The sequence below is a fragment of the Pseudomonas sp. Irchel s3a18 genome (assembly GCF_900187535.1).
Taxonomy (GTDB): domain Bacteria; phylum Pseudomonadota; class Gammaproteobacteria; order Pseudomonadales; family Pseudomonadaceae; genus Aquipseudomonas.
In genome coordinates this window covers 55295-80085 of the sequence record NZ_FYDV01000012.1, presented here as the reverse complement: position 1 = coordinate 80085, position 24791 = coordinate 55295, and the positions used below count along the sequence as shown (strand labels likewise).

Here is a 24791-nt window from a genome sequence, read left to right as displayed (position 1 = left end):
TTCTGATAGACGGGAATAGCCAGCCCGCAGGGTTTGATCAATCATGACAAGGTGCCCGTTCCTGCTGGCGTTGCGGGGTAAATACGGTGGTACAGACCTTACACAAAATTTACTCGGACGCCTCGCAGATTCGGCAAAGAATGCTGTCTTAGAGATATCCCCGCGACACTCCTTGGGTCTATCGCAGACACAAGCGCCGGGGCGAAATGCCGAGGATTGATCATGATCCGTAAACTACCCGCAGTTGCCTTGTTGATCGGTGCTTTCGTTGTCGCTGGACAGGTGCAGGCTCATGGTGGGGGTGGTGGCTACGGCTGGGGTGCCCCGATCGCCGTCGGTGCCGTGGTTGGCGCCGTGGTAGCAGGCTCGGTCATCGCCAACTCGCAGCGCCCGGTGTACATCCAGCAACCGGTCTATTACAGCCCGCCACCGGTCTACTACCAGCCTCAACCTATCTACATGCAACAACCCGTCTACTACCGCCCGGCACCTGTGTATTACGGCCCGCCGCGTGGTTACTACGGCCCACACCGCGGGTACTACGGTCGACGCTGGTAAGCGCCCGCGCTTTACCGTAAACGGCCCCCTGACTCGCACCGGCGGCCTGCCGTGGTGTGCCCTATGTCTGAATAAATCTCGCCAAGGTCGCTGCCGGGACAGTGACTGCGTGTAAATTTGACATGATTGATCCAACCCAAGCCTTGGCGCGCGCACAACTGTCATATTTATGTCATGAGTGCACCGCAAGCTCTGATCTGTCCGGCACAAACGGTTCATAAAAACAAGGACGACGCCCATGCCCACGCAAAACCCGCACCGCATTGTTGGCCTCTGCACCTCCAGCAAGGTCTATAGCGCGCTGACCGAACTCAAGCACCTTGAGGGTCACCGCAGTGCCAAGTTTCTTTCGCTGCTGGCCGAAAACCTGGTGCGCAAAGGCCTGCTCAACGACCATGAAGTGATGCACATGCTCGATCAGGTCGTCGACTGACGAGATGCCCACGTCAAGGGCGTCGATGTCCATTATCGAGCGCGTTGATTTTCCGTCGGACCCGCAGGCCCGTAAGGTAGCGCCATCGATTGATGGAGGTGCTTATGTCCAGGGTCCAGATCATGTCCGTTGTAGGGAGTGCCGTTCCCCCCTCGCTCAGGGAGCTGGGGTTGCTCGCCTGCTGGTACCTGGTGCGCGACGGCGAGCCGATCAGCGGCCCGATCACGTCGTTGCCCGCCGCCCAGGCCCTGTCGCAACGCATGGACACTTACGCGCTGAACGCCTAAGGCAACTGCACCCGGGGCTTGGTTTCCACGTACAACGCCCAGCTTGAGATGAACAGCGCGGCAATCAACGGCCCGATGACAAAACCATTGAGGCCGAAAACTGCCAGACCACCCAGGGTCGAGATCAGGATCAGATAGTCCGGCATCTTCGTGTCCTTACCCACCAGTATGGGGCGCAGGACGTTGTCCACCAACCCGATCACGAACACCCCATACAGGCCCAGCACCACGCCCTGCCAGACCGCGCCGCTGAGCAGGAACCAGGCCGCCACCGGCACCCAGACAAGCCCGGCCCCCACTGCGGGCAACAGCGACAAAAACGCCATCAACACCGCCCAGAGCAACGCACTGGGAATGTCCAGAAACCAGAAAATCAAACCGCCCAACGCCCCCTGCGTGACAGCCACCAGCAGGTTGCCCTTGACCGTGGCCCGTACCACGCGGTTGAACTTGAGCTGCAGACGGCGCTTTTGATCCTCAGCCAACGGCACCGCCGCCCGGATCTTGCGCGCCAGTTCGGCGCCATCGCGCAAAAAGAAGAACAGCAGGTACAGCATGATGAAAAAACTCACCACAAATTCGAAGGTGCCCTGACCGAAACTGAATGCCTGACTGGCGAAAAACTGGCTGCCCTGCATCGCACTCTTGACGATTTTCTCACGTAGGCCGCTCAACTCGCCCATGCCCACGCGGTCCAGCCACTGCTGAACATACAATGGCAGGCCGTGCTTGAACTGTGCCAGGTAGCCGGCAATGTCCAGCTCGCCACTCTCGAGGCTCTTGTAGAGCACTGTACCCTCCTGGACCAGCAACGCGCTGATGATAATCACCGGTAAAATGGCAATCGCCAGGCAGATGCTCAGGGTACACAGGGCAGTCAGGTTGCGTTGCCAGCCAAACTTCAGTTGCAACCGGCGCTGCAGGGGCGTAAAGACGATGCCCAGTATCACCGCCCAGAACACCGCGCCGTAGAACGGCAGCAGAATCCAGATGAACGCGAGGGTCACCAGCACCAATAGCACCAGCAACGATTTATTCTGCACAGAGGAATGGTTCATGTCCGGTCCAGGTCAGGTAGATGCAGACGACCGCTACGCCTTAAAGGTTAGTCTGCCGCGGCACGCCCAAATGCCCTGTTTTGTTCGCCCGGCATAGATCCAGATCAATAATCACCTGACGCATCTGCTTTACCCTCGCGAGCTTTTGCGATCGATGCCGCCATGACCCTCGCCACCCCTGAACTGCTCGCCCCTGCCGGCACCCTGAAAAACATGCGCTATGCCTTCGCCTACGGCGCCGACGCGGTCTATGCCGGGCAGCCGCGCTACAGCTTGCGGGTGCGTAACAACGAGTTCGATCACGCCAACCTGGCCCTCGGCATTCGCGAGGCCCAGGCCCAGGGCAAGCGATTTTACGTGGTGGTGAACATTGCCCCGCACAACGCCAAGCTGAAAACCTTCCTCAAGGACCTGGAACCGGTCATCGCCATGGCCCCGGATGCGCTGATCATGTCCGACCCCGGGCTGATCATGCTGGTGCGCCGACACTTCCCCCAGATGCCGATCCACCTGTCCGTGCAAGCCAACACAGTGAACTGGGCGAGCGTGGAGTTCTGGCAGCAGCAAGGCCTGAGCCGGATCATCCTGTCCCGGGAACTGTCGCTGGAAGAGATCGCCGAGATCCGCCAGCACGTACCGGCCATGGAGCTGGAAGTGTTCGTGCACGGCGCGTTGTGCATGGCCTACTCCGGGCGCTGCCTGCTGTCGGGGTACATGAACAAGCGCGACGCCAATCAGGGCACCTGCACCAACGCCTGCCGCTGGAAGTACTCGGCGCAACCGGCCACGGAAAATGCCACGGGGGACATCGTCCAGAGCTTTGTGCCGGAGCCGGTGCTGGGCATCGGCGCGCCCACCGACCAGGTATTCCTGTTGCAGGAAGCCAACCGTCCGGATGAACTGATGCCCGCCTTCGAAGACGAACACGGCACCTACATCATGAACGCCAAGGACCTGCGCGCGGTACAGCACGTTGAACGGCTGACCCGGATGGGCGTGCATTCGCTGAAGATCGAGGGTCGGACCAAATCCCACTTCTACTGCGCCCGCACCACTCAGGTGTATCGCCGTGCGATCGACGATGCCGTGGCCGGCCGGCCGTTCGACCGCAACCTGATGACTGACCTGGAGTCCCTGGCCCAGCGTGGTTACACCGAAGGTTTCCTGCGCCGTCACGTGCACGACGAATACCAGAACTACCAGAGCGGCAGCTCCGTCTCGGAACGCCAGCAGTTCGTCGGCGAACTGACCGGCAAGCGCCACGAGCGTCTGGCCGAGGTCAAGGTGAAGAACCGCTTCGCCCTGGGCGATCACATGGAACTGATGACCCCCAAGGGCAACTTCCACTTCGACCTGCAGCAACTGCAGAACACCAAGGGTGAAGCCATTGATGTGGCGCCCGGCGACGGGCACACCGTCTACCTGCCGATTCCGGATGCGGTGGATCTACAGTTCGGGTTGTTGATGCGCGATGTGCGCGAGGGGTGAAGCCGGGGGCAGTTTCGTGAGCGTCGCCACCGCGCTTGATCGTCCCCACGCGGGAACGATCAAGGCGAGAAAGGTCTGTGCTGTGCGCTTACAAGACCATCGCCGCCACCCAACCAAACGCCAGCAATGGCAGGTTGTAGTGGAGGAACGTCGGGACCACGGTGTCCCAGATATGGTGATGCTGACCGTCGATGTTCAGGCCGGAGGTCGGGCCAAGGGTCGAATCGGAGGCCGGTGAACCCGCATCGCCCAGTGCCCCCGCGGTACCGACAATGCAGACGATGGCCAACGGGCTGAAACCCAGTTGCACGCACAGCGGCACGAAGATCGCGGCGAGAATCGGCACCGTGGAAAACGATGAGCCGATGCCCATGGTCACCAGCAGGCCGACCAGCAGCATCAACAGCGCGCCAACCCCTTTGCTGTGGCCGATCCACGCGGCCGAGGTTTGTACCAGAGTCTGCACTTCACCCGTGGCCTTCATGACCTCGGCAAACCCCGAGGCGGCGATCATGATGAAGCCGATCATCGCCATCATTTTCATGCCTTCGGTAAACAGGTCGTCCGTCTCGCGCCAGCGCACCACGCCCGACACCGAGAAGATCAGAAACCCGGCCAGCGCGCCGATAATCATCGAATCCAGCAGCAGCTGAATGATGAACGCCGCGGCGATGGCGAGCCCGGCAACCATCAGGGTCAACGGGTTGTATTGCACCGTGACCTGTTCGACCCGCTCGATTTTCTCCAGGTCATACACGCGTTTCTTACGGTAGCTGACAAACGCCATCAACAAGCCGAAGACCATGCCCAGGGCCGGAATGCCCATGGCATGGGTGACGTTGATGCCACTGATGTCGACACCGCTCTTGGCCACGTTGGCCAGCAGAATCTCGTTCAGGAAGATGTTGCCGAACCCCACCGGCAGAAACATGTACGGCGTGATCAGGCCAAAGGTCATGACACAGGCAATCAACCGGCGATCCAGTTGCAGCTTGGTCAGCACGTACAGCAACGGCGGTACCAGCAACGGGATGAAGGCGATATGGATCGGCAGGATGTTCTGCGAGGCGATGGCCACCACCCAGAGCAGGCCGATCAACAGCCACTTGACCTGACCGCCGCCGTTGGCGTCCTGACGGTCGACCAGGGCCAGGGCCTTGTCGGCCAGGGCGTGGGCCAGTCCCGACTTGGCAATCGCCACCGCGAAGGCGCCGAGCAAGGCGTAGGACAATGCCACGGTGGCACCGCCACCCAGACCGCCGTTGAATGCCTTGAGCGTCCCCTCCATCCCCAGGCCGCCGGTCAGACCACCCACCAGCGCCCCCACGATCAGCGCGATCACCACATGCACGCGGGACAGGCTGAGTACCAGCATGATGCCAACCGCGGCAATTACAGCATTAATCATCGTTACCTCAGAGCACAGTCGCAGGTAAAACCTGCGCAAACGGAATGAGTCCGGCCAGCCGGCTGCAGGCGCCGACGTCGGATTGAAGGAGGTTTTATTAGAGGGCGCGCACTGTGAAGCAAGCAGCGGCAAGCTGCAAGTGTTGAGCGGCAAGCTTTTTCGTCATCGGTCGCCTCACGCCGGTCGCTCAAGAAAGCGGCTTTGATGCCGTTACAGTGCAAAGTCGCAGATATTTATCGAATAAGGATGCGTCCATGTCGCTCAGACAACTTTCCATTCAATGGAAAATCACGCTGCTCGCCGGGCTGTGCCTGGCCGGCATCGTGACCCTGCTGGTGGGTCTTTCGCTGTACCGCATGGAGCACAGCTCGCAACTGGTCAAGGCGTCGAGCATGACCATGCTCACCGAAGCCGCCCAGGCACGCATCGAGGCCCAGGGTGAAGTCCAGGCGTTGGGGATTCGTCAGCAGTTCATGGACGCCTATCAATATGGTCACGGGTTCTCGCGTCAGGTGCTGTTCCTGCGCGAACAGGCCGAGAAGCGCTTCCTGGATGCCTTCGACCTGCGTGAAGACCTGACCCGGCAGGTCAAGTCGGCGCTGCAGGCCAACCCACAGTTGCTCGGCCTGTCGCTGGTGTTCGAAGCCAATGCCCTGGACGGCAAGGACGAGCTGTTCATCGGCCAGGATGAACTGGGCAGCAACGACAAGGGGCGCTTTGCCCTGTACTGGTCGCAACCGACCGCCGGCAAGCTGAACTCGATGTCGCTGCCCGAAAGCGACATGGCCGACACCCGCACCGGCCCTAGCGGCGAGCCGGCCAATGCCTGGTTCACCTGCCCTCGCGCCACCCTCAAGCCCTGTGTGATCGAGCCGTATTTTTATGTGATCGATGGCCAGAACGTGCTGATGACCAGCATCGTCTTCCCGCTGATGGTGAACGGCAAGGTCATCGCCTCGCTGTCGGTTGACATCAACCTCAACAGCCTGCAGGCGATCAGCCAGCAAGCCAGCCACAAGCTCTACGATGGCCAGACCAGCGTCAGCATCTTGAGCCCCGTGGGCCTGATCGCCGGTTACAGCCCCGACGCCAGCAAGCTCAGCCAGCGCCTGGACATGGTGGATAAGACCAGCGGTACTGAATTGCTGCGCATGCTCGGCGGCAGCCGCGAGACCCACAGCCTGCACAGCAACGGCCAACTCAAAGTGCTGTCGCCGTTCGAGCCGATTCCAGGCGGCAATGCCTGGGGCGTATTGCTCGACGTGCCGGAGAAAGTGCTGGTAGGCCCGGCGGAGGCTCTCAAGAACGAACTCGATGAACGCACCACCACCGGCACCTTGATTGAACTGAGCCTGGGCCTGATGGCGGCGGTCATCGGCCTGTTGCTGGTGTGGCTGATGGCGCGCAGCGTCACCCGGCCGATTCTCGGCGTGGCGCACATGCTCGAAGACATCGCCAGCGGCGAAGGCGACCTGACCCGCCGCCTGGTCTACGACAAGCACGACGAACTCGGTCAGTTGGCCGGCTGGTTCAACCGCTTCCTCGACAAACTGCAGCCGATCATCGCCGAGGTCAAACGCTCGGTGCAGGACGCGCGCAGCACCGCCGATCAATCATCGGCCATCGCCACCCAGACCAGTGCCGGTATGGAGCAGCAGTACCGTCAGGTCGACCAGGTGGTCACCGCCTCCCACGAGATGAGTGCGACCGCACAGGACGTCGCCCGCAGCGCCGCCCAGGCCGCGCAGGCCGCACGGGAAGCCGATCAGGCCACCCGCCAGGGCCTGACCGTGATCGACCGGACCACCCACAGCATCGACAGTCTGGCCGCCGACATGAGCACCGCCATGACGCAGGTCGAAGGCCTGGCCGCCAACAGCGAGAAGATCGGCTCGGTGCTGGAAGTAATTCGCGCCATCGCCGAACAGACCAACCTGCTGGCGCTCAACGCCGCCATCGAAGCGGCCCGCGCCGGTGAAGCCGGTCGTGGTTTTGCCGTAGTGGCCGATGAAGTGCGCAACCTGGCACGCCGTACCCAGGAGTCGGTGGAAGAAACCCGCCAGGTGATCGAGCAGCTGCAAAGCGGCACCCAGGAAGTGGTCGGCTCCATGAGCAACAGCCATCGCCAGGCACAAGGCAGTGTCGAGCAAGTCGGCCAGGCGGTCACCGCCCTGCGGCAGATTGGCGATGCGGTGACAGTGATCAGCGACATGAACCTGCAGATCGCCAGCGCTGCCGAAGAGCAGAGCGCCGTGGCCGAGGAAATCAACAACAACGTGGCGACCATCCGTGACGTGACGGAGTCGCTGTCGGGCCAGGCCAATGAATCGGCGCGGGTCAGCCAGTCGCTCAACACCCTGGCCAATCAGCAACAGAGCCTGATGGATCAGTTCCGCGTTTGAATGTTACTTGTGTGGCGAGGGAGCTTACCCCCTCACCACACTGATCACTGCCCGGGCAACTCGATCGTCACCTTCAACCCGCCCCACTCGCTTTCCTCCAGCCGCAATTGCCCACCCCAGGCGTCGACGATATCGCGCACGATGCCCAACCCCAGGCCATGCCCATGGGTTTGCTCATCGAGGCGAGTACCGCGACTGAATACCTGGTCGCGTTGCGCTTCGGGAATCCCCGGACCGTCGTCTTCCACGGCCAGCACAAAACCTTCGCCCACTTGCACCACGCTCAAACGCACCTCGGCGTCGGCCCATTTACAGGCGTTGTCCAGCAGGTTGCCGAGCAACTCCAGCAAGTCTTCCCGGTCCCACGGCAGTTGCAGGCCCGGGGCGGCGGTGTAGCTCAGATGCAGGTGTTCGCCATGGATCATGTTCAGGGTGGCCAACAGCCCCGGCAGTTCGGCAGCGCAATCGAACTGTGCGCCGGGCAAGGCATCACCGGCCAGCCGCGCACGGTTGAGTTCCCGGTGCAGGCGCTGCTGCACCTGCTCCAATTGCGTTTGCAGAATCCTGCGCAGGTCTGGATGGGCGTCGAGTTTTTCGCTCGATGCCAGGCTCAACAGCACCGCCAGCGGCGTCTTCAACGCATGGCCGAGGTTGCCCAGGGCATTGCGCGAGCGCTTGAGGCTGTCTTCGGTATGCGCCAGCAAATGGTTGATCTGCGCCACCAAAGGCTCCAGCTCCCGGGGCACGTGCGCGTCCAGTTGCGAACGCTGGCCTTGTTGCAACTGGGCGATCTGCTCGCGGGCACTTTCCAGCGGGCGCAAGGCTCGCCGCACCGTGACGCGCTGCAACAGCAAAATCACCAACAGCCCCGCCAGCCCCAGCCCCAGGCCAACCTGGCGCATGCGTTGGAAGCTCGCGCGCACCGGGGTGTAATCCAGGGCCACGCTGATGGAAATCGATTGCCCCAGGCGCCGGTAGTCCGAACGCAATACCAGTAGCTGCTGACCATCGGGGCCCAGTTGCAGGTTGTCGTGCAACCCCGGTTTATCGAGCAGCGGTAATTCCTGATCCCACAGCGAGCGTGAACGCCAATGGGTATCGCCAAAGTCGATGCGGAAATACTGCCCGGAAAAGGGCCGCTGATAAGCCGGCGACAGCCGTCGCTCATCCAGCTGCAACCCCTGCGGGCCTCGAACCAGCGCCACCAGCAGGTTCTCACTGTCGTTGCGCAGGCCCGCTTCCAGATAACGTTGCATGCTCTCTTCAAACAACCACAGGCTGGTGTGCGCCAGCACCAGGCCGACGACCAGCATCACGCTGATCAACCCCAGGCTCAAACGCCGCTGGATCGATTTCACCGGGCTTGCCCACCGAACAGGTAACCCTGGCCACGACGGGTTTCAATCACGCTGCGCCCCAGCTTGCGCCGCAGATGATTAACGTGAACTTCCAGGACGTTGGAGTCGCGCTCGGTTTCACCGTCGTAGAGGTGTTCGGCGAGATGGCTCTTGGACAGGATCTGCTCGGGGTGCAGCATAAAATAGCGCAGCAGGCGGAACTCGGCGGCGGTCAGCTGAATGTCGGCACCGTCACGCATCACACACTGGCGGCCCTCATCGAGCTGCAACCCGGCGGCGTTGAGTGTCGGCTGGTTGGCTTGGCCGTGGGCGCGGCGCAGCAGTGCCTGAATCCGCAGGTGCAGTTCTTCCGGGTGAAAGGGCTTGGTCAGGTAGTCATCGGCCCCGGCCTTGAGGCCTTCGATGCGTTCGGCCCAGGAGTCGCGTGCGGTCAGCACCAGCACCGGCGTGGCCAGGCCCGCGGCGCGCCAGCGGCTGAGCACTTCAAGCCCCGGCAGTCCCGGCAGCCCCAGATCGAGGACGATCAGATCATAGGGTTCGGTGCTGCCCTGATGCACCGCATCGCGGCCATCGGCCAACCAGTCCACGGCATAACCCTGGCGATTGAGGCCGGCCAGCAACTCGTCGGCCAGCGGCACGTGGTCTTCCACCAGAAGCAAACGCATCGATCAATCTTCCTTGTCTTCGAGTAAACGGCCGGTAGCGGCGTCAAGGTCCAGCTCGCGCACCACGCCTTCGGGGGTGAGCAGTTCAACTTCATAGATGTAGAGGCCGCGTTTCTCCTCAAGCTCCGCTTCCAACAACTTGGCGCCGGGATGGCGGTCCAGCGCCTGCTGCAACAGCTGCTCCAGCGGCAGGATCACGCCCTTCTGACGCAGGCTCAAGGCTTCGTCCTGATCCAGGTCACGGGCCACGCCCACGGAGCAAAAAAACACCAGCGTCAGGGCCGTCAGGCCATAAGCGCGCAAATTAACCTTCATTACGTATCCTGATGATCCTTGAGTACTTGCCCACTGACGGCGTCCAATTCCAGATCCCATTCGATGCCTTGCTGGTCGCGCAACTCGACCTGGTAGAGGTACTTGCCATAGGCCTCTTCCAGTTCGGTTTCCTGCACGCTTGCTCCAGGATGCAAGGCCAGGGCTGTGGCGTTGAGTGTTTCGAAAGATTGAATGGTACCAGCGTCGCGCAGTCTCAGGGCTTCATCAGGCCCCAGGTCGCGGGCGTGAGCAAGGCTGGCGGTCAGGCTGACGAGGGCGGCGGCGAACGCTGCGGTCAGGGTTTTCATGGAGCGTCTCCGAGTCAGTATGGGCATCAGCCTAACCCTGTGAACTTAATTCAACCTGAATCGCCCTCGTCGATAGTCGTAACGCGTTGTCCCGTCACACAGGCATATAATCCCCCACTCGCCAGTACAGAGGCCGGCATGACCGCTATCCACATCAAATTCCCGGCACTGACCCTCAAGGCAGGCCCACGGGCCTTCGCCCGGATTCGCCAGGACGGCTTGAAGGCGCACGATGTCGGCACCCTGCCCGGTGCCGCCGGAGGGCCCAAGGCCCTGGGCATTCAAGGCCTGGACCTGGCGCTGTTCGGCGAATGGCTACCGGCCGCGCCCCGCGAGCGCTCGTTGATCGGCGCGTCCGTGGGTTCCTGGCGCTTCGCCAGTGCCTGTCTGCCGGACGCCGCCGAAGGCATCAGGCGCCTGGGTGAACTGTACAACGCCCAGCGTTTTGCCAAGGGCGTGAGCATGGCGCAGATCAGCCAGAGCTCCCAGCGCATGCTCGATGACCTGCTCGACGGGCGCGATGCCTTGCTGCTGGACAACCCCTTCTATCGGTTGAACATCATGGTGGTGAAAAGTCATGGCCTGTTGGCCGATGACCATCGCGGCCGGCTCGGGCTGGGCCTGTCCTCGGTGATCGCCGACAACCTGCGCGGCCGCTCGCGCCTGTCTCGACATTTCGAACGACTGATTGTCCATGACCCACGCCTGGCTCCACCGCTCAACGCGCTCGACGACTTCCCCTCACGCTTTGTGCCGCTGAACGCCGGCAACCTGCGCCAGGCGCTGCTCGCCTCGGGCTCGATCCCGATGGTCATGGAAGGTGTGCGTGACCTGCCAGGCGCCGGAGCCGGCACTTTCCGTGACGGCGGCTTGCTCGATTACCACCTCGACCTGCCCTACAGCGGCACCGACATCGTGCTCTACCCGCACTTCACCGACCGGGTCATTCCCGGCTGGTTCGATAAAACGCTGCCCTGGCGTCGGGCCTGCCCTGTGCGCTTGCAGGATGTCCTGCTGCTGGCACCATCCAGGCATTACCTGTCACGCCTGCCCTACGGCAAGCTGCCTGACAGGAACGATTTCAAGCGCTTCATGGGCGATCCGGCCGGCCGCCAGCACTACTGGAAGACCGCCATGGACGAGAGCCAGCGCCTGGGCGACGAATTCCTCGAACTGTGCGCCAGTGGACGCCTGGGCGACCGTCTGTTGACCCTTTAGTCAGTGTTTTCCCGCAAGCGTTATTTCAAGCTGTTAAACTCGCGGCCTGCCCCATCGCCGCGGGCGATAGCCACCTGACAGAGCTCAAACCACCGTGGAAATTTTCAAAGAGTTTACGTTCGAATCCGCCCACCGCCTGCCCCATGTGCCGGAAGGCCACAAATGCGGTCGCCTGCACGGTCACTCGTTCAAGGTGGCGATTCACCTGAGTGGCGACCTCGACCCGCACACCGGCTGGATCCGTGACTTCTCCGAGATCAAAGCGATCTTCAAGCCGCTCTACGAGCGCCTGGACCACAATTACCTGAACGACATTCCCGGCCTGGAAAATCCAACCAGCGAAGTCCTGGCCAAGTTCATCTGGAACGAATTGAAGCCCCTGCTGCCGGAGCTCAGCGCGATCCGCATCCACGAGACCTGCACCAGTGGTTGCATCTACCACGGCGAGTAAGCCGGCGCTATCGAGAAAACCACCGAGACCGGTGGTTTTTTTATGCCTATGATTCAGGAATCGCCCGGCGCTATCGACCGACAAAAGGACTCGCCATGCACATCATCAACGCCCGCCTGCGCAACCGTGAAGGTTTGCATGAACTGCACCTGGAAAACGGCCTGATCGCCAGCATTGCCCGTCAGACCGAGGCGCCGACCCTCGGCCCTGAAGACCTCGACGCTGGCGGTAACCTGGTGGTGCCCCCCTTTGTCGAGCCGCACATCCACCTCGACGCCACGCTGACGGCCGGTGAGCCACGCTGGAACATGAGCGGCACGCTATTCGAGGGCATCGAGCGCTGGGGCGAGCGCAAGGCGACCATCACTCTGGAAGACACCAAGAGCCGGGCGAAAAAAACCATCAACGCCCTCGCCGCCCACGGCATCCAGCATGTGCGCACCCACGTCGACGTCACCGACCCGCAACTGACCGCGCTCAAGGCCATGCTGGAATTGCGCGAGGAAAGCCGGCACCTGATCGACCTGCAAATCGTCGCCTTCCCGCAGGAAGGCATCGAGTCCTTTCGCAAGGGTCGTGAGCTGATGGAGGAAGCGATTGGCCTGGGCGCCGATGTGGTCGGCGGGATTCCCCACTTCGAGTACACCCGCGACCAAGGTGTCAGCTCGGTGAAATTCCTGATGGACCTGGCCGAACGCACCGGCTGCCTGGTGGACGTGCATTGCGACGAAACCGACGACCCCCATTCGCGCTTTCTGGAAGTGCTGGCCGAAGAGGCTCGCAGCCGCGACATGGGCTCACGGGTCACCGCCAGCCACACCACGGCCATGGGCTCCTACGACAACGCCTACTGCGCCAAGCTGTTTCGCCTGCTCGGACACTCGGGGATCAGTTTTGTCTCCTGCCCGACCGAAAGCATTCACTTGCAAGGGCGTTTCGACACCTTCCCGAAACGCCGGGGCGTGACCCGGGTCAACGAATTGCTGGAGGCCGGCATGAACGTGTGCTTCGGTCAGGACTCCATCGTCGACCCCTGGTACCCATTGGGCAACGGCAACATCCTGCGGGTGCTCGAAGCCGGCCTGCACATCTGCCATATGCTCGGCTACCGTAACCTGCAAAGCGCCCTGGACCTGGTGACCGACAACAGCGCCAAGGCCATGGCCCTGGGTGAGCGCTACGGGCTGGAACCGGGACGCTCGGCGAACCTGCTGATCCTGTCGGCCGACAGCGATTATGAGGTGATTCGCAGCCAGGGCTCGGCGCTGTATTCGATTCGCGATGGCAAGGTGTTGATGAAGCGCCAGATGCCGGTGGTTGACCTGTTCGGATCGGCCCTATAGCGGCAGTGACCCGGCAGGCCTCAAGCTCACGCCATCGATCGCGCGGTCCCGAACAATCGGACCCGCTGCAACTCACCGCCTCGTTCTTCGAGCAACACCGGGGCCGTGCCGCCCGGCATGACCACCGCCACCGCGCCTGCTGTTACCCAACCCACGCTCCATGCCGCGCAGGCGACTGCGCTGGCACTGGTGCCGGACGATGCGGTCGGCCCTTCGCCCCGTTCGAACACCCGTGCGGCAATCCGGTTGGCCGATTCCAGTGTTGCCCATTGCAGGTTGACGCCCGCCCCACAGGGCTCGCCCGCACCAACGGGTTGAGCAAAGGCGATTCGGGTCAACCCGGCCAACAGCACCGGTTCGACCATCTGCCGATGGCTCGGCAACCCGCTGCCATCCGCCACCAGCGTGACGCAATGAGGGTTGCCGATGCGCACGAAGCGGCTGTGGGCCCATTGTGGATTCAGCCCGGCGAGCCCCGGCACATGGCTCAGTTCATGTCGATCGAGCATCCGGGTCTGCACCGCCCTGGCCCCCACTGCGTCCGCTCCGAACGCCGGTTTGCCCAAGTCCAGCCAGAAACCCTGCACACCCTCGACCTGTGCCGGCTCGACCGAGGTGGCAACGGGCGACGACGTATCGTGCTTGTCGTGATGAACCTTGAGCACGCAATGCCCCTGCGTCGGCATCAAGCCCTGCTCGGTCAGCGCCTGGGAGAAAATCGTCAGGCCGTTACCACTGCGTTCCGCCAGTGTGCCGTCGGTATTGACGATCAGCAGGTCATACGGCGGCGCGGCCTGAAACGGGCCGACCAGCAACCCGTCCGAACGGTGCTGCTTGCCCCCGGCCGGTTGGGTGCCGGGGGCCCAATTGCAGCACGCCTCGATCGCGGCCACGGCCCAGAGCGCACGCTGTTGCGCCGCCTGGTGCGGGTCCGCAGGCAACTCGACCCCTCGCCGGCGCAACTCAACCGGGCTGACAACCCCATAGATATTGCCGCGAGCATCAAAAAAACACGTCATCAATAGGCTCCTGTCCGAGGGCATGCGGCGAGTTGATCGGCAACGCCACCGGGCAAATCGGCGCGACGTCGGCACCACGAAACTTAAGCGATGCGCCGATAAATGCAAGCAGGCACACCTTGTCGCGGGACAAGCCTTCCAGTTTGACCCGCTCGATAATCGACGCCCCTTGCATCGCCAGTAAGCAGGAGTACATCGGTAAGTGGCTGTCCTCGACTTGCGCAGGGAAACGAAGCAGCCCCGACAAAGCCATTGTGGTCTTTCAGAAAAAACCCGACGACGCTCCTTGGGGCTGCCATTCAGCCCAGCGGGGTGTACCTCCGTTTGACTGAACAGCATGACCGCAGGGCCTGTCAGAACCCGACGCTGGCCTGCACGAAGAACGTGCGCGGGGCGCCGACGTAGATCCCCGAGTTGTTGTCGCTGGAACGGGTGAAGTACTGCTTGTCGAAGATGTTCTTGACCCCGGCACCGAGCTTGAGGTTCGACAATTGCGCGCCGAAGTCATAACCGGCACGCGCATTCCAGAGAACATAGCCCGGGATATCACCGTACTGACCATCGGCCGTGCCTTCGGTGATGTAGTCGCCGTTGAAGCTGCCATCGGCATTGATCCCGGTGCCTGGTGAATGCTGCTTGGACTGGGCGAACGCATCGAGGTTGTAGGTCCAGCGGTTGATGTCGTAGCGCAAGCCGGCCGTGGCGACCTGGCGGGAGTAGAACGGCAGGTCTTGTCCCTTGAACCCTGGAATATCGCCTTCGTACACCGCGCGGGTGTAGGTGAAGCCGGCATTGGCGGTCAGGCCATCAAGCCGTGGATCAAGCGCGGCCATGTTGTAGTGAACCGACGCTTCCACCCCACGGTGCGTGGTGGCGCCCATGTTGGTCCAGCCCACATCGTTGCTGATGTATTGCAGTTCATCGTCGAAGTCGATGTAGAACAACGTCACTTCACCGCCCCACGCGTCATCGTTGTAGCGGGTACCGATTTCGTAGGTCTTGGCTTTTTCCGGGTTCAGCCCGGCGGCGGTCTGGTCACCCGAGCCGCCCTGCCCCAGTTGGAAGTACTGCAAGGCGCCAAAGGAGGTTTCGTAGTTGGCGAATAGCTTCCAGGCATCGGACATGTGGTACATCACGCTCAGGGCCGGCAACGGCTCGTGACTGTCGATGCTGCGGCGCTTTTCCTGGACCGGCTTGCCCGACGTATCGAGGACCGGGCGGTCATGCCACTCGGTGCTGATGTCCTCGAAGCGGATGCCCGGCGTGAGGGTCCAGTTACCGACATCGATCTTGTTGTCCACGTAGAACGCATTGGCCTCGGTGCCACCGGTGCGGTCCTGATACACGTGACCGTCCGAGCTTGGGGTCTGCACCGGCTGGTTGTTCACCAGCGCCACGCGACTGGCCTGCTCGTGCATGCCTTCCTTCAGGTAGCGGTAACCCACACTGACTTCCTGGGTCGTGGGGCCGGCGTCGAACACATGAGAAACCCGCGGCTCGATGCCGAAGGTGTAGTAGGTGCGCGGATAGGAACTGAGGGTTTTCTGATCGCGTGCGGCAATGGTGCTGCCACGGAAGCTGTCGGAGTAGTAGGTCAGCACCTCGGCCTGGGTGCGCTCGTCGATCTCGCGGATCCACCTGAAGGACACATCCTTGCGCCGGCCACTGAACTTGTCATAGTCGCGCACCGACTGGAACGGGTCTTCATCGTACTGTTTCTGGGTCAGGCCGCCGGGCATGTCGGCCTCGGCATCGTAGTAGTGGAAGTTCAGCGAGAAATCGTCGAAGTCGGTCGGCGCCCAGTGCGTCTTGAGGAGCACGTCATCGATGTCGTTGTCGTTGTTGCTCTCACGGTAGCCATTGCCGTTGACCCCCGAATACAACAGCGCCATGCCGATGCCGTTGTCGGCGGTGCCGCCCAGGAAGGCCGTGTCGATATGCTTCCAGCCACCGTACTGGGAGGTTTCCAGGGTCGTGCCGATTTCACCCGTGGCTTTTTCCGGGATCGCCCGGGTCACGAAGTTGATCACCCCGCCAACGTTCTGCGGTCCGTAACGCACGGAGCCGGCCCCTCGCACCACATCAATGCTGTCCAGGTTGCCGGAAGAAATCGGTGCCATGGACAGTTGCGGCTGGCCGTACGGCGCAAACGCAGCCGGTACGCCATCAATCAGTACGGTGGAACGCGGCGACAGGCGCGAGGTCAGGCCACGCACGCCAACGTTCAGGGAAATGTCGCTGCCACCGGTGCCGTTGGCGTCCTGCACCTGTACACCGGGCACGCGTTTGAGCACATCGCCGACGTTCATCGCGCCCTGCTCTACCATGGCCTCGCGACGGATCACCGTACGCGCGCCCGGGTGGTTCTGCACCACGGCGGCATCGGCATCGCCGAGCCAGTCCCCCACCACCTTGATGTCTGTCACGCCCAACTCCAGCGGACCATCGGTTGCACCCGTCGCGGATGACGCGGCAGGATTCAAGGTAACCGAACCTTCATCGATCCGGTACTCCAGGCCGCTCCCCTGCAACAGCTGACGCAGGGCCTGCTCCGGCGACAGGTTGCCGTCCACCGCGGGCGCCTGTTTGCCGGCCACCAGCTCCGGGTTGAAAAATACCTGCAGGGACGTCTGCTGCCCCAGCTGCGTCAAGGCCTCGCCCAACGGTTGCGCCTGAATGTGGATGTCGCCGGCGGCCTGCTCGGCGTACGCCGAAGGCATGGCGGCGTTGACGGCCAGGGCAAGGGCCAGTGGCAGCCAACGGGAGGAACACGTGGCGGATTTGTTGTTTTTAGCGCGGGTATTTTTCACGTCGAACGTTGTCCTGTTGATCGCAAAGAAGTGCGTCTGTTAATGCAAACCAGTTGCAGTTGGACAAGAAGACGAAGAACTCGAAAAAAACCTGAATCTATCGCGCAATTATTTCCTGGCTGCCGTCATCGAGCGTGCGGATGGCCACTGGTAGGATGCTCGGCAGGGCCTTGAGCAAGGCCTCTGTGTTGTCGGACTTGAACACGCTGGTCAGGCGCAGATTGCCCACCGTCGCGTCGCTCACCCTCAGCGGCGTGTCCCGATAGCGCGACACTTCCTCGGCCACTTCGCTGAGGCTGGCATCGTTGAACACCAGCTTGCCGCTGCGCCACGCCGTCAGGGCCTGGGTATCGACCGCCCGGGCCTGGGCGACCTGCCCGCTGGCATCAATCCGAGTCCCCAGACCGGCAGTGAGGTTGACGAATTCGTTGTCGGGCGCCTCGCGGCCCTGCACCCTGACCGTGCCCTGCTCGACCGCCACCCGGGTTTCAGTGTTGTCGCGGCGCACATCAAAGCGCGTGCCGGTGACCGTGACCTTGCCGGCACCCGCCTCGACCACAAAGGGTCGATGGCTGTCGTGTTCGACACTGAACATGGCCTCGCCCTGGATCAGTTCGATCCCACGACGGTTGTTTTCAAAATGCACCTGGACCCGACTGCGGCTGTTCAAATCCATCAGCGAGCCATCCGGCAAGCTCACCTGGCGGCGCTCGCCGGAGGCCGTGGAAAACTCCGCGGTGTAGCGACCCGGCTGATTCAGGCCACTGAACAGGCCAATGCCAACCGCCAGTGCCAGCACACTGGCGGCCACGGCATAACGCACCAGCGGGCGGCGTTTGGTCCGCATGGGCGGGGCCTCGCACAATGCTTGCAACCGTGCCTTGGGCAGCAGGTCAGCGACGCTCCACAGGGTTTGCAGCAACTGGAGTTCGTCGCGGTGTTGAGGGTGCTCATCCAGCCAGGCGTCGAAGCGGTGCTGATCATTATCGCCAAGCGGTGCATCTTGCAAGCGCGTGAACCACAGCGCCGCCTCGTCGCGAACCGTCGTTCGCCCGCACGCGCAATCACGAGTATCCATCATGGAAGGTCCTGTCTGGCTGTGGCTGGAACAAGGCGGCCGATCATTGGGCGGCACCGTCCAGGCGGTCACGTAAATGCCGCAGGGTGCGGATCATATACTTTTCCACCATGTTTTTAGACAGGCCCAGGCGTTCGGCGATTTCGGCCTGGGTCAGCCCCTCGAGCTTCTGCCAGACGAACACCTTGCGACAGTTGGCAGGCAGTTCTGTGAGCGCCCGCTCGATGGAGTCAGCCAGCTGGATCGCGTGCATGTAATGCTCCGGGTCATCTACCGACGACACACTGAGATCGACCGCCTCGGACTCCATGGCACCTCGCCGATCCTCACGCCGATAACCGTCCACCGCGATATTGCGAGCGGTCTGATGCAAATAGGCCCGCGGCTGCTGTACCGCCACCGAGTCGGATTCAAGCACCCGCACGAAGGTGTCGTGGGCCAGGTCCTCGGCTTGCTGGCGATTTCTCAACCGGCGCGTCCAGGTTCCGACCAACTCTTCGTAATGCTCGAAAAATCCGCTTGTGCGGGGCAGCTTGGGGGTCATCACGGCGTGCTGTGGTGGCGAGAGCGCGAATAGTAATGCTTCCTATTAAGGCCGGCAATTCATTCCTCGGAGCTTTGACCAATTGCCGCTTCATCCCCCCACGGACCAGTAAAAACAGGTGCTATCGGTCGTAGATCAGGCCAAGCGGTTGGGCCTGCCAGCTCAACAGTACCGCCACCCCAGCGCAGACCAGCAACGTGCCGCCCAGGTTTTGACTCCAGCCCGCGAGCATCAGGCCACTGCCTATCAAAATGTAATACATCAAGCCAAACAAGGCGCCGGCAGTCCCCAAACGATCGCGATAAGCCGCCAGTGCTGAACCCAGGATATTGGGGATCGCTATGCCAAACGCCATAACCACCAACAGCATCGGCGCGAGGAACCAGACACTGGCGTGCAGTCCTTGTACCCCTATCGCCCCCAGCAACGCCGCAACCCCAGCCAGCGCGATCAGGTGTGGTCCCTTTACAGAGCGTTTGAGCAACTGCGTGTTCAACACCGCCCCCAGTCCCGATCCAAGGGCAAGAATCACTCCGCTATAGCCAAACAGTTCCGGACTCAGTCCCAAGCGTTGAAACTCGAAGGGCGCGAGGCTGTAGTAGCTGAAAATCGCAATGTTGAATACCGCCACCAACAATGCTGAACGCCAGATCGCGATGTCCTTGAGCATCAGCCACAAGGTCGCGAACAGGGGGGGTGCGCAACGGCGCTCAGGTCGCGTCTCGGGTAAAGTCCAGGCACACCAGGCGACCAGGGCCAATGCCAACATCAAAAGACAAACCTGCACACCTCGATAACCAAATTCGCTAACCAGCGTCATACCGGCAAAGAGACCCAGCGCCGGACTGATTGCCAGGGCCATGCCGACCAGGGAGAACACGCGTGCCAACGCCGCCCCCTCGAAAAGATCCCGCAACACTGTTTGTGTCCCCACCGAACCAACCGCAGCACCGAAGGCTGCCAGCGCTTGCACCGCCAGCAGAACACTGAAGGTGCTGGCCCCCAGAGCCATGACCGAGGCGACGACATACACTGCCAGGCCCGCGAGCATCGTGGGTCGTCGACCGATCTGGTCACAGGCTCGCCCCCACACCACCACGCCGGCGGCGAATGCCAGAAAGTACACTGATAGAAGCTGGGCGGCGACGGCAGGCGTCACCCGAAATACTTGTCCGATATCGGTTAACGCCGGACTGTAGAGGGTTTGTGCGACCTGCCCAAACATCAACAGGGCAATGGCCAGGCGTAGCAGGTTACTGGTGTTCATGAGGGCTCACTCACCTAAAAGAAGGGTGGTGATTTTAAAGAACTGTTATTGACGTATTATCTTGATCAAGACAACAAACCACTAGAATCGGACAATGTATGGCATGGCTTGAAGCTCAGGCGTCTTTCGACCCGGACGTATATGCCGCCGAGGTCATTGGCATTGCAGCCTGCCTGGGCAACCATGACTCAGGCCTGCATGAGCACGAGCGCGGGCAGTTGCTGTTCACCCGCCAGGGTTGCACCCGAATCACCCTGGCCGGACAGTTGTGCCTGTTGCCCCCATCGCGCGCGGCATGGATCCCGCCAAGGGTTAGCCATCGCGCAGTCATGCAACAAAGCGTCGACTACCGATCCGTTTACCTGACACCGCAACTGTCTGCATCGTTACCCCGTAAGGTCTGCGTGATCGAGGTCAGCCCGTTGCTGCAGGCGGTGCTGGAACCGATTGCCATGGCCCCGTTCGACACCGACTGGCAACAGGGCAAGTTCATGCATCTGCTGGAATTGTGTCTGGGTGAAATCCGTGAGGCCAGCCTCCAGCCTATGCTATTGCCCCTGCCTCGGGATCATCGTTTGGCGCCCTTGCTGACCACGCTCGAAGACCTGCCGCCACAGCTAGACGTATTGGCCACGAGAGTTGGTGCCAGTAGCAAAACCATTGGACGGATATTCCAGCGGGAAACAGGCATGGGTTATCAGCAATGGCGCCAGCAGTGGCGTCTGATGCGCGCCATCGAACTGCTCGCCACCGGTCGCAACATCAGCTACAGCGCTTTCGAGTTGGGGTTTGCCAGCGACAGCGCGTTCATTGCTTTTTTCAAAGCCATGACCGGCACGACACCTGGCGTCTATTTCCGATAACGGGACAGTCGCAAGCGTAGGTGTTGCCGATTACGGGAGTTGCACACTAGAACGGCAAATGGCGGCAGCGACCTGCACTCTTTCACCCGGAGCAGCTACGCCGTCGCCAACCTGCTGCCGCGCTACGGCATCAGCAAGAACCTCGCAGGCCCGCGAAGCAACGTGCTAGATTCGCGCTTCAATCGGCACGACAAGGAGTGTTCACTGATGAAGTTCGGCTACCTGATCATCTACGTCCCCGACGTTAGCGCGTCGCTCGATTTTTTCTCCGCAGCCTTCGGGTTCGCCGTGCGCTTTGTCCATGAGTCGGGCACCTATGGCGAACTGGAAACCGGTGAGACCGCCCTGGCCTTCGCCGCCGATGAACTGGCCGCCATGAATTTCAGTACCGGCCACGTATCAGCCCACGCCAGCGCCAAACCACTGGGCATGGAAGTCGCCCTGGTCACCGACGACGTTCACGCGGCTCACGCCAGAGCGCTGGCCGCCGGCGCCAGTGAAATCGCCGAGCCTGCCAGCAAACCCTGGGGCCAGATCGTTTCCTACGTGCGCTGCCCGGACGGAACACTGGTGGAAGTCTGTTCACCGATCGCCTGACGAACACCCCAGCCACGGAGACTGGCAATGAGCGAGACGACTTATAACGGCCGCTGTCTGTGCGGCTGGATTCGCTATGCGGCCCAGGGCCCGGCCGAAAATCCCCATACCTGCTCCTGCCGCCACTGCCAGCAGCACACGGGCGCACCGACGGCTGCGTGGGTTGAATTTCCCCGCGACAAGGTCACCTGGACCGGGACCGGCGGCCTGCCTGCCACCTACAGGTCATCGAACTATTCCAGCCGCGCGTTCTGTCCTCGGTGCGGGAGCTCGATCGGCGCCATCGATGACGCGCCCACCGTCGCCCTGCTGCTCGGTGGTTTCGATCACGTTGAAGACCTGGCACTCACACCGACGCATCACGCCTTTGCGGACGGCCAACCCGACTGGTGGAAAATCGTCGACCCGCAGTAACCATCAAGACACCGATCACCTGCCCAGCGGCAACTGACGAGCGCCCGGGCGCAGGCCGAGTTACTCGCGACCCAGCGGCAACTGGATGTCATCGCCCCCCAGAAACAACAGGCCAGGGCTGCACTGGTACAGGCACGTGCCGAACGTGATCTGGCGCAGTTGAACCTTGACTACACCGAACTGCGCGCACCGGTGGACGGTGTGATCGGCAATCGCCGGGCACGGGGCGGCGCCTACGCCCAGGCGGGCGCGCAACTGCTCTCGGTGGTACCGGCCAGCGGACTGTGGGTGGATGTCAACTTCAAGGAGGATCAACTGGCGCATATGGTGCCCGGCCAACGGGTCAGCATTCACGCCGACGTGCTCGTCGGACAGCAATTCCATGGCCGACTCGACAGCCTGGCTCCGGCCACCGGTTCGCAGTTCAGTGTGCTGCCGCCGGAAAACGCCACCGGCAACTTCACCAAGATCGTGCAGCGGGTGCCGGTACGCATCCTGCTGGACCCCGCTGACGGCGTGCTCGGTCATCTACGTCCAGGCTTGTCGGTAACCGCCTCGGTGAACTGTGGCTGCTGACTTACCGTGAAGCCCAGACGCAGACTTACGGCGACACCTTCCTGATGATCATGGTCTGCTTCATCGTGGCGACGCTGATGGTGCCCCTGATGCGCAAGGTGCAACAACCGGCGGCCCCTTCAGCAGACGCTCACTGATCAGGCCTGGGGCATTTTGCGAAAGCCCACGGCCAGGCGGTTCCAGGCATTGATGGTGGTGATCGCGACGGTCAGGTCGACAATTTCCCTGGCATCGAACTCGGCGCTCAGTTGTTCGTAGTCTTCATCCGGGGCATGGGTCTGACTCAACAGGGTCAAGGACTCTGTCCAGGCCAGGGCCGCGCGTTCTCGGGGGGTGAAAAACGGCGTCTCACGCCATACCGACACAGCGTACAAGCGACGCTCGGTCTCCCCGGACTTGCGCGCATCGGCGGTGTGCATGTCAACGCAAAAGGCGCAGCCGTTGATTTGTGAGGCTCGCAGTTTGACCAATTCGATCAGGGACTTTTCCAGCGGCAGTTTCGAGACCGCCCCTTCCAGGGTGATCATGGCTTTGAGGGCCTCCGGAGAAGCGGTGTAGAAGTCGATACGAGGTTGCATGGTCTGCTCCATAACAAGTGGTTGAGGCATACAGTAGCCCCGCCCGGGCCGAGGACAAATGACCAATAGTTGCGAAGTTGAGGAAGCCAATTCGGCGCTTGCCGATTGATCCGTTTTCCGGACCTGGGGAAAGAACAGGCGCCCTCACCACAGGGTTCGTGTGATCCCGTAGCGCCTGCCACGCGCTAGCGGCGGCTACGCAGCCACTGCAAGAAGCCCTTTTTCACCGCAACCGCCGGCACTTCGCGGGTCAAGGTCTGCGCCGTTTGCTGGCGGAAGTCGAGCAAGGCCTTCATCGCCTCATTGATGTCGTGGCGAGCGTCGAGACAGGGTTTGAGGTACTCCTTCTCGATGCGGTACAGGGTGCAGTAGGTCTTGGCGTAGAAGTCCGCCGGCACCGAGTCGTCGGACAGAATCCCGGCTTCGCCGATCACCTCCCCCGGCCCCATGCGCCCGGCTTCGAACTTGTTGCCCGCCCGGCTCAGGGTCACCGAGACCACGCCCGATTCGATGATGAGCAAATGATCGCTGACCTGGCCCGCGGGCAAGATCATCTCGCCCGCGCGGAAGGTGATCAGCTCCATGTTCTGGCTGAAGGTGTCCTTTTCATCCTGATGCAGGGTCGAGAAAATGGTCGAGCTTTCCAGCAACGCTCGTGGCCGCGACAGGTTCACCGGGGCATCGCCCTCGGCCGTCGACAACAGGCGGACGCCCGACGCCTGTAAATGGCGGAACGCCAAGTCGAACAACGCATTGCGCGCTTCACGTTTTTGCGCCATCGAACTGACAAAACCACTGATCTCGTACTCCACGCCGCTGCTGCTGGCGCTTTTCAAGGCGACGCTCGGCGCTGGCTGGCCGAGCAATGGCCGGCACCCCTGTATTGCCCGCTCCAGCGCCTCGATCACGGTTTGCGGCCGCGCATGGGGACTCAACTGCAAGCTGACGCCAATGCCGAAAATATCACTGGGCCGGCTGAAGTTGATGATCTTGGCCTTGGCCGCCAGCGAGTTGGGAATCACCGCCATGCTGCCCTGGGCGGTTTGCAGGCGCGTGGCGCGCCAGTCGATGTCGATGACCCGGCCTTCGGTGCCGTCGATGGAAATCCAGTCATCGAGTTGATAGGGTTTGGTGGTGTTGAGCACGATGCCGGAAAACACGTCGCTGAGGGTGCTTTGCAAGGCCAGGCCGACGATGATTGCCACCGCACCGGACGTCGCCAGCACGCCCTTGACCGGCAGATCGAGGACATAGGCCAACGCGGCAATGATCGCGATCAGGAAAATCACAGCCCCCAGCAGGTCCTGCAACAGCCGGCCGGTGTGCCCTACCCGCGGCATCATCACCGCACCGATCAGCACGGTCAGGGTGCGCGCCGCGAACAGCCACCAGGCGATCTGCAAACCGGTCGCCGCCAGGTGCAGCGGCACGTTCTCCGGCCAGGGCGCCGCCTGCATCGGGTTCAACCCCTCATTGAACAGCACGGCGCTGAACAACGAGAACATCAGCAGCCGCACCAACAGCTTCCATTGACTGCCGCTGCTGCTGATCACGCGCCACAGCAACAGGTCGAGCAGCATCAGCGCCAAGGCGGCGTACAGGGGATGGTCGGTGAGCAGTGACAGCATCAAGCAACTCCAGCGAAGGCCGATGAACGGAAGATCGCACACATTGGCCACAGTGTAGGAGCAATTGTTTTTGCGGGATAAACGCCGTCTGCAAAACACTGGAAAACCAATGCGGGAGCGGGCTT

The 24791-nt window shown here is 61.9% G+C and carries 25 protein-coding genes and 2 pseudogenes; 13 read left to right on the top strand and 14 right to left on the bottom strand.

Going from position 1 to position 24791, the window contains the following annotated elements; all coding sequences use genetic code 11:
- Nucleotides 1-222: 222 nt before the first annotated feature.
- From CKW29_RS17215 to CKW29_RS17205, 3 genes are all read left to right on the top strand, one after another.
- Nucleotides 223-558 (top strand): hypothetical protein, encoded by a 336-nt coding sequence (locus CKW29_RS17215; RefSeq protein ID WP_095148875.1) that lies wholly within the window; start codon nt 223-225, stop codon nt 556-558.
- 238 nt (nt 559-796) lie between these two features.
- Nucleotides 797-991, top strand: coding sequence for a hypothetical protein (locus CKW29_RS17210; protein ID WP_095078877.1), 195 nt, complete (start codon nt 797-799; stop codon nt 989-991).
- A gap of 104 nt (nt 992-1095) precedes the next feature.
- Complete coding sequence (locus CKW29_RS17205) at nt 1096-1278, top strand: hypothetical protein (protein WP_095148874.1); 183 nt, start codon at nt 1096-1098, stop codon at nt 1276-1278.
- Here the strand turns inward: CKW29_RS17205 and CKW29_RS17200 are convergent.
- A complete protein-coding gene (locus tag CKW29_RS17200; RefSeq protein WP_095143683.1) occupies nt 1275-2336 on the bottom strand; it encodes an AI-2E family transporter in 1062 nt (353 codons plus the stop codon). The two genes, CKW29_RS17205 and CKW29_RS17200, sit on opposite strands and share 4 nt — an antisense overlap.
- Nucleotides 2337-2498: 162 nt before the next feature.
- Between CKW29_RS17200 and yegQ the strand changes: the two genes are divergently transcribed.
- The gene (yegQ, locus tag CKW29_RS17195; RefSeq protein ID WP_095148873.1) at nt 2499-3824 is read left to right on the top strand and encodes a tRNA 5-hydroxyuridine modification protein YegQ; all 1326 of its coding nucleotides are present in this window, start codon (nt 2499-2501) and stop codon (nt 3822-3824) included.
- An 88-nt stretch (nt 3825-3912) separates the two neighbouring features.
- On the opposite strand, the gene CKW29_RS17190 is transcribed toward yegQ, so the two are convergent.
- Complete coding sequence (locus tag CKW29_RS17190; RefSeq protein ID WP_172736476.1) at nt 3913-5229, bottom strand: Na+/H+ antiporter family protein; 1317 nt, start codon at nt 5227-5229, stop codon at nt 3913-3915.
- A 257-nt stretch (nt 5230-5486) separates the two neighbouring features.
- Between CKW29_RS17190 and CKW29_RS26325 the strand changes: the two are divergent.
- Together CKW29_RS26325 and CKW29_RS26320 are read left to right on the top strand one after the other, a co-directional pair.
- Nucleotides 5487-6776 (top strand): annotated as a pseudogene (locus CKW29_RS26325) (HAMP domain-containing protein); the annotation flags it as partial.
- Between the two features lie 102 nt (nt 6777-6878).
- Complete coding sequence (locus CKW29_RS26320; RefSeq protein WP_371850797.1) at nt 6879-7634, top strand: methyl-accepting chemotaxis protein; 756 nt, start codon at nt 6879-6881, stop codon at nt 7632-7634.
- Nucleotides 7635-7678: 44 nt separating this feature from the next.
- On the opposite strand, the gene CKW29_RS17180 is transcribed toward CKW29_RS26320, so the two are convergent.
- From CKW29_RS17180 to CKW29_RS17165, 4 genes are read right to left on the bottom strand one after another with little or no spacing between them, the layout of a single operon-like run.
- Nucleotides 7679-8992: a sensor histidine kinase gene (locus CKW29_RS17180; RefSeq protein ID WP_095148871.1), complete on the bottom strand. Its 1314-nt coding sequence runs from the start codon at nt 8990-8992 to the stop codon at nt 7679-7681.
- Nucleotides 8989-9657 (bottom strand): response regulator transcription factor, encoded by a 669-nt coding sequence (locus tag CKW29_RS17175; protein ID WP_095143687.1) that lies wholly within the window; start codon nt 9655-9657, stop codon nt 8989-8991. The genes CKW29_RS17180 and CKW29_RS17175 overlap by 4 nt, the downstream gene beginning before the upstream one ends.
- Before the next feature lie 3 nt (nt 9658-9660).
- Complete coding sequence (locus CKW29_RS17170; RefSeq protein WP_095143688.1) at nt 9661-9972, bottom strand: PepSY domain-containing protein; 312 nt, start codon at nt 9970-9972, stop codon at nt 9661-9663.
- Nucleotides 9972-10280, bottom strand: a complete 309-nt coding sequence (locus CKW29_RS17165) for a PepSY domain-containing protein (RefSeq protein WP_095143689.1) — start codon at nt 10278-10280, stop codon at nt 9972-9974. The genes CKW29_RS17170 and CKW29_RS17165 overlap by 1 nt, the downstream gene beginning before the upstream one ends.
- A 138-nt stretch (nt 10281-10418) precedes the next feature.
- Here CKW29_RS17165 and CKW29_RS17160 point away from each other — a divergent pair, with 138 nt between their 5' ends.
- From CKW29_RS17160 to codA, 3 genes are all read left to right on the top strand, one after another.
- Nucleotides 10419-11498 carry a hypothetical protein gene (locus CKW29_RS17160; RefSeq protein WP_095143690.1) on the top strand — a complete coding sequence of 360 codons (1080 nt, stop codon included), beginning with the start codon at nt 10419-10421 and terminating at the stop codon, nt 11496-11498.
- Between the two features lie 94 nt (nt 11499-11592).
- Complete coding sequence (gene queD, locus CKW29_RS17155) at nt 11593-11949, top strand: 6-carboxytetrahydropterin synthase QueD (protein WP_081744008.1); 357 nt, start codon at nt 11593-11595, stop codon at nt 11947-11949.
- Between the two features lie 95 nt (nt 11950-12044).
- A complete protein-coding gene (gene codA / locus CKW29_RS17150) occupies nt 12045-13292 on the top strand; it encodes a cytosine deaminase (protein WP_095143691.1) in 1248 nt (415 codons plus the stop codon).
- 26 nt (nt 13293-13318) lie between these two features.
- Here codA and CKW29_RS17145 read toward each other — a convergent pair whose 3' ends face one another.
- The 6 genes from CKW29_RS17145 to CKW29_RS17120 all read right to left on the bottom strand — a co-directional run bounded on the left by CKW29_RS17145 (nt 13319) and on the right by CKW29_RS17120 (nt 20010).
- On the bottom strand, nt 13319-14311 hold the full coding sequence (locus tag CKW29_RS17145; protein ID WP_095143692.1) for a diaminopimelate epimerase: 993 nt from the start codon (nt 14309-14311) through the stop codon (nt 13319-13321).
- The gene (locus CKW29_RS17140; protein ID WP_095148870.1) at nt 14295-14564 is read right to left on the bottom strand and encodes a hypothetical protein; all 270 of its coding nucleotides are present in this window, start codon (nt 14562-14564) and stop codon (nt 14295-14297) included. Before CKW29_RS17140 ends, CKW29_RS17145 begins: the two co-directional genes overlap by 17 nt.
- Before the next feature lie 100 nt (nt 14565-14664).
- Complete coding sequence (locus tag CKW29_RS17135; RefSeq protein ID WP_095148869.1) at nt 14665-17121, bottom strand: TonB-dependent receptor; 2457 nt, start codon at nt 17119-17121, stop codon at nt 14665-14667.
- A gap of 97 nt (nt 17122-17218) precedes the next feature.
- Nucleotides 17219-18202 (bottom strand): FecR family protein, encoded by a 984-nt coding sequence (locus CKW29_RS17130; protein ID WP_095143695.1) that lies wholly within the window; start codon nt 18200-18202, stop codon nt 17219-17221.
- Between the two features lie 40 nt (nt 18203-18242).
- The gene (locus CKW29_RS17125; protein ID WP_095143696.1) at nt 18243-18743 is read right to left on the bottom strand and encodes a sigma-70 family RNA polymerase sigma factor; all 501 of its coding nucleotides are present in this window, start codon (nt 18741-18743) and stop codon (nt 18243-18245) included.
- A gap of 121 nt (nt 18744-18864) precedes the next feature.
- Nucleotides 18865-20010: an MFS transporter gene (locus CKW29_RS17120; RefSeq protein ID WP_095143697.1), complete on the bottom strand. Its 1146-nt coding sequence runs from the start codon at nt 20008-20010 to the stop codon at nt 18865-18867.
- 98 nt (nt 20011-20108) lie between these two features.
- On the opposite strand from CKW29_RS17120, the gene CKW29_RS17115 reads away from it, so the two are divergent.
- The 4 genes and pseudogenes from CKW29_RS17115 to CKW29_RS17100 all read left to right on the top strand — a co-directional run.
- Nucleotides 20109-20873, top strand: a complete 765-nt coding sequence (locus CKW29_RS17115) for a helix-turn-helix transcriptional regulator (RefSeq protein ID WP_095143698.1) — start codon at nt 20109-20111, stop codon at nt 20871-20873.
- 207 nt (nt 20874-21080) lie between these two features.
- Nucleotides 21081-21470, top strand: a complete 390-nt coding sequence (locus CKW29_RS17110; protein ID WP_095143699.1) for a VOC family protein — start codon at nt 21081-21083, stop codon at nt 21468-21470.
- Between the two features lie 27 nt (nt 21471-21497).
- Entirely contained in the window at nt 21498-21884 is a 387-nt protein-coding gene (locus tag CKW29_RS17105) for a GFA family protein (protein WP_095148868.1), read from the top strand.
- A 30-nt stretch (nt 21885-21914) separates the two neighbouring features.
- Nucleotides 21915-22460: pseudogene (locus tag CKW29_RS17100) on the top strand (HlyD family secretion protein); the annotation flags it as partial.
- A 137-nt stretch (nt 22461-22597) separates the two neighbouring features.
- Here CKW29_RS17100 and CKW29_RS17095 read toward each other — a convergent pair.
- On the bottom strand, nt 22598-23038 hold the full coding sequence (locus CKW29_RS17095; protein ID WP_095148867.1) for a carboxymuconolactone decarboxylase family protein: 441 nt from the start codon (nt 23036-23038) through the stop codon (nt 22598-22600).
- A 185-nt stretch (nt 23039-23223) separates the two neighbouring features.
- Nucleotides 23224-24666 (bottom strand): mechanosensitive ion channel family protein, encoded by a 1443-nt coding sequence (locus CKW29_RS17090; RefSeq protein WP_095148866.1) that lies wholly within the window; start codon nt 24664-24666, stop codon nt 23224-23226.
- Nucleotides 24667-24791: the final 125 nt, after the last annotated feature.

What these genes read in the sequence shown, in the direction of transcription:
- yegQ (WP_095148873.1), top strand. Translation starts at nt 2,499, where the DNA reads ATGACCCTCGCCACCCCTGAACTGCTCGCCCCTGCCGGCACCCTGAAA.
- CKW29_RS17090 (WP_095148866.1), bottom strand. Translation starts at nt 24,666, where the DNA reads ATGCTGTCACTGCTCACCGACCATCCCCTGTACGCCGCCTTGGCGCTG.
- CKW29_RS26320 (WP_371850797.1), top strand. Translation starts at nt 6,879, where the DNA reads ATGGAGCAGCAGTACCGTCAGGTCGACCAGGTGGTCACCGCCTCCCAC.
- CKW29_RS17140 (WP_095148870.1), bottom strand. Translation starts at nt 14,564, where the DNA reads ATGGCTTTGTCGGGGCTGCTTCGTTTCCCTGCGCAAGTCGAGGACAGC.
- CKW29_RS17170 (WP_095143688.1), bottom strand. Translation starts at nt 9,972, where the DNA reads ATGAAGGTTAATTTGCGCGCTTATGGCCTGACGGCCCTGACGCTGGTG.
- CKW29_RS17095 (WP_095148867.1), bottom strand. Translation starts at nt 23,038, where the DNA reads ATGCAACCTCGTATCGACTTCTACACCGCTTCTCCGGAGGCCCTCAAA.
- CKW29_RS17130 (WP_095143695.1), bottom strand. Translation starts at nt 18,202, where the DNA reads ATGATGGATACTCGTGATTGCGCGTGCGGGCGAACGACGGTTCGCGAC.
- CKW29_RS17175 (WP_095143687.1), bottom strand. Translation starts at nt 9,657, where the DNA reads ATGCGTTTGCTTCTGGTGGAAGACCACGTGCCGCTGGCCGACGAGTTG.
- CKW29_RS17165 (WP_095143689.1), bottom strand. Translation starts at nt 10,280, where the DNA reads ATGAAAACCCTGACCGCAGCGTTCGCCGCCGCCCTCGTCAGCCTGACC.
- CKW29_RS17115 (WP_095143698.1), top strand. Translation starts at nt 20,109, where the DNA reads ATGGCATGGCTTGAAGCTCAGGCGTCTTTCGACCCGGACGTATATGCC.
- CKW29_RS17110 (WP_095143699.1), top strand. Translation starts at nt 21,081, where the DNA reads ATGAAGTTCGGCTACCTGATCATCTACGTCCCCGACGTTAGCGCGTCG.
- CKW29_RS17145 (WP_095143692.1), bottom strand. Translation starts at nt 14,311, where the DNA reads ATGACGTGTTTTTTTGATGCTCGCGGCAATATCTATGGGGTTGTCAGC.
- codA (WP_095143691.1), top strand. Translation starts at nt 12,045, where the DNA reads ATGCACATCATCAACGCCCGCCTGCGCAACCGTGAAGGTTTGCATGAA.
- CKW29_RS17200 (WP_095143683.1), bottom strand. Translation starts at nt 2,336, where the DNA reads ATGAACCATTCCTCTGTGCAGAATAAATCGTTGCTGGTGCTATTGGTG.
- CKW29_RS17205 (WP_095148874.1), top strand. Translation starts at nt 1,096, where the DNA reads ATGTCCAGGGTCCAGATCATGTCCGTTGTAGGGAGTGCCGTTCCCCCC.
- CKW29_RS17160 (WP_095143690.1), top strand. Translation starts at nt 10,419, where the DNA reads ATGACCGCTATCCACATCAAATTCCCGGCACTGACCCTCAAGGCAGGC.
- CKW29_RS17105 (WP_095148868.1), top strand. Translation starts at nt 21,498, where the DNA reads ATGAGCGAGACGACTTATAACGGCCGCTGTCTGTGCGGCTGGATTCGC.
- CKW29_RS17120 (WP_095143697.1), bottom strand. Translation starts at nt 20,010, where the DNA reads ATGAACACCAGTAACCTGCTACGCCTGGCCATTGCCCTGTTGATGTTT.
- CKW29_RS17215 (WP_095148875.1), top strand. Translation starts at nt 223, where the DNA reads ATGATCCGTAAACTACCCGCAGTTGCCTTGTTGATCGGTGCTTTCGTT.
- CKW29_RS17125 (WP_095143696.1), bottom strand. Translation starts at nt 18,743, where the DNA reads ATGACCCCCAAGCTGCCCCGCACAAGCGGATTTTTCGAGCATTACGAA.
- CKW29_RS17210 (WP_095078877.1), top strand. Translation starts at nt 797, where the DNA reads ATGCCCACGCAAAACCCGCACCGCATTGTTGGCCTCTGCACCTCCAGC.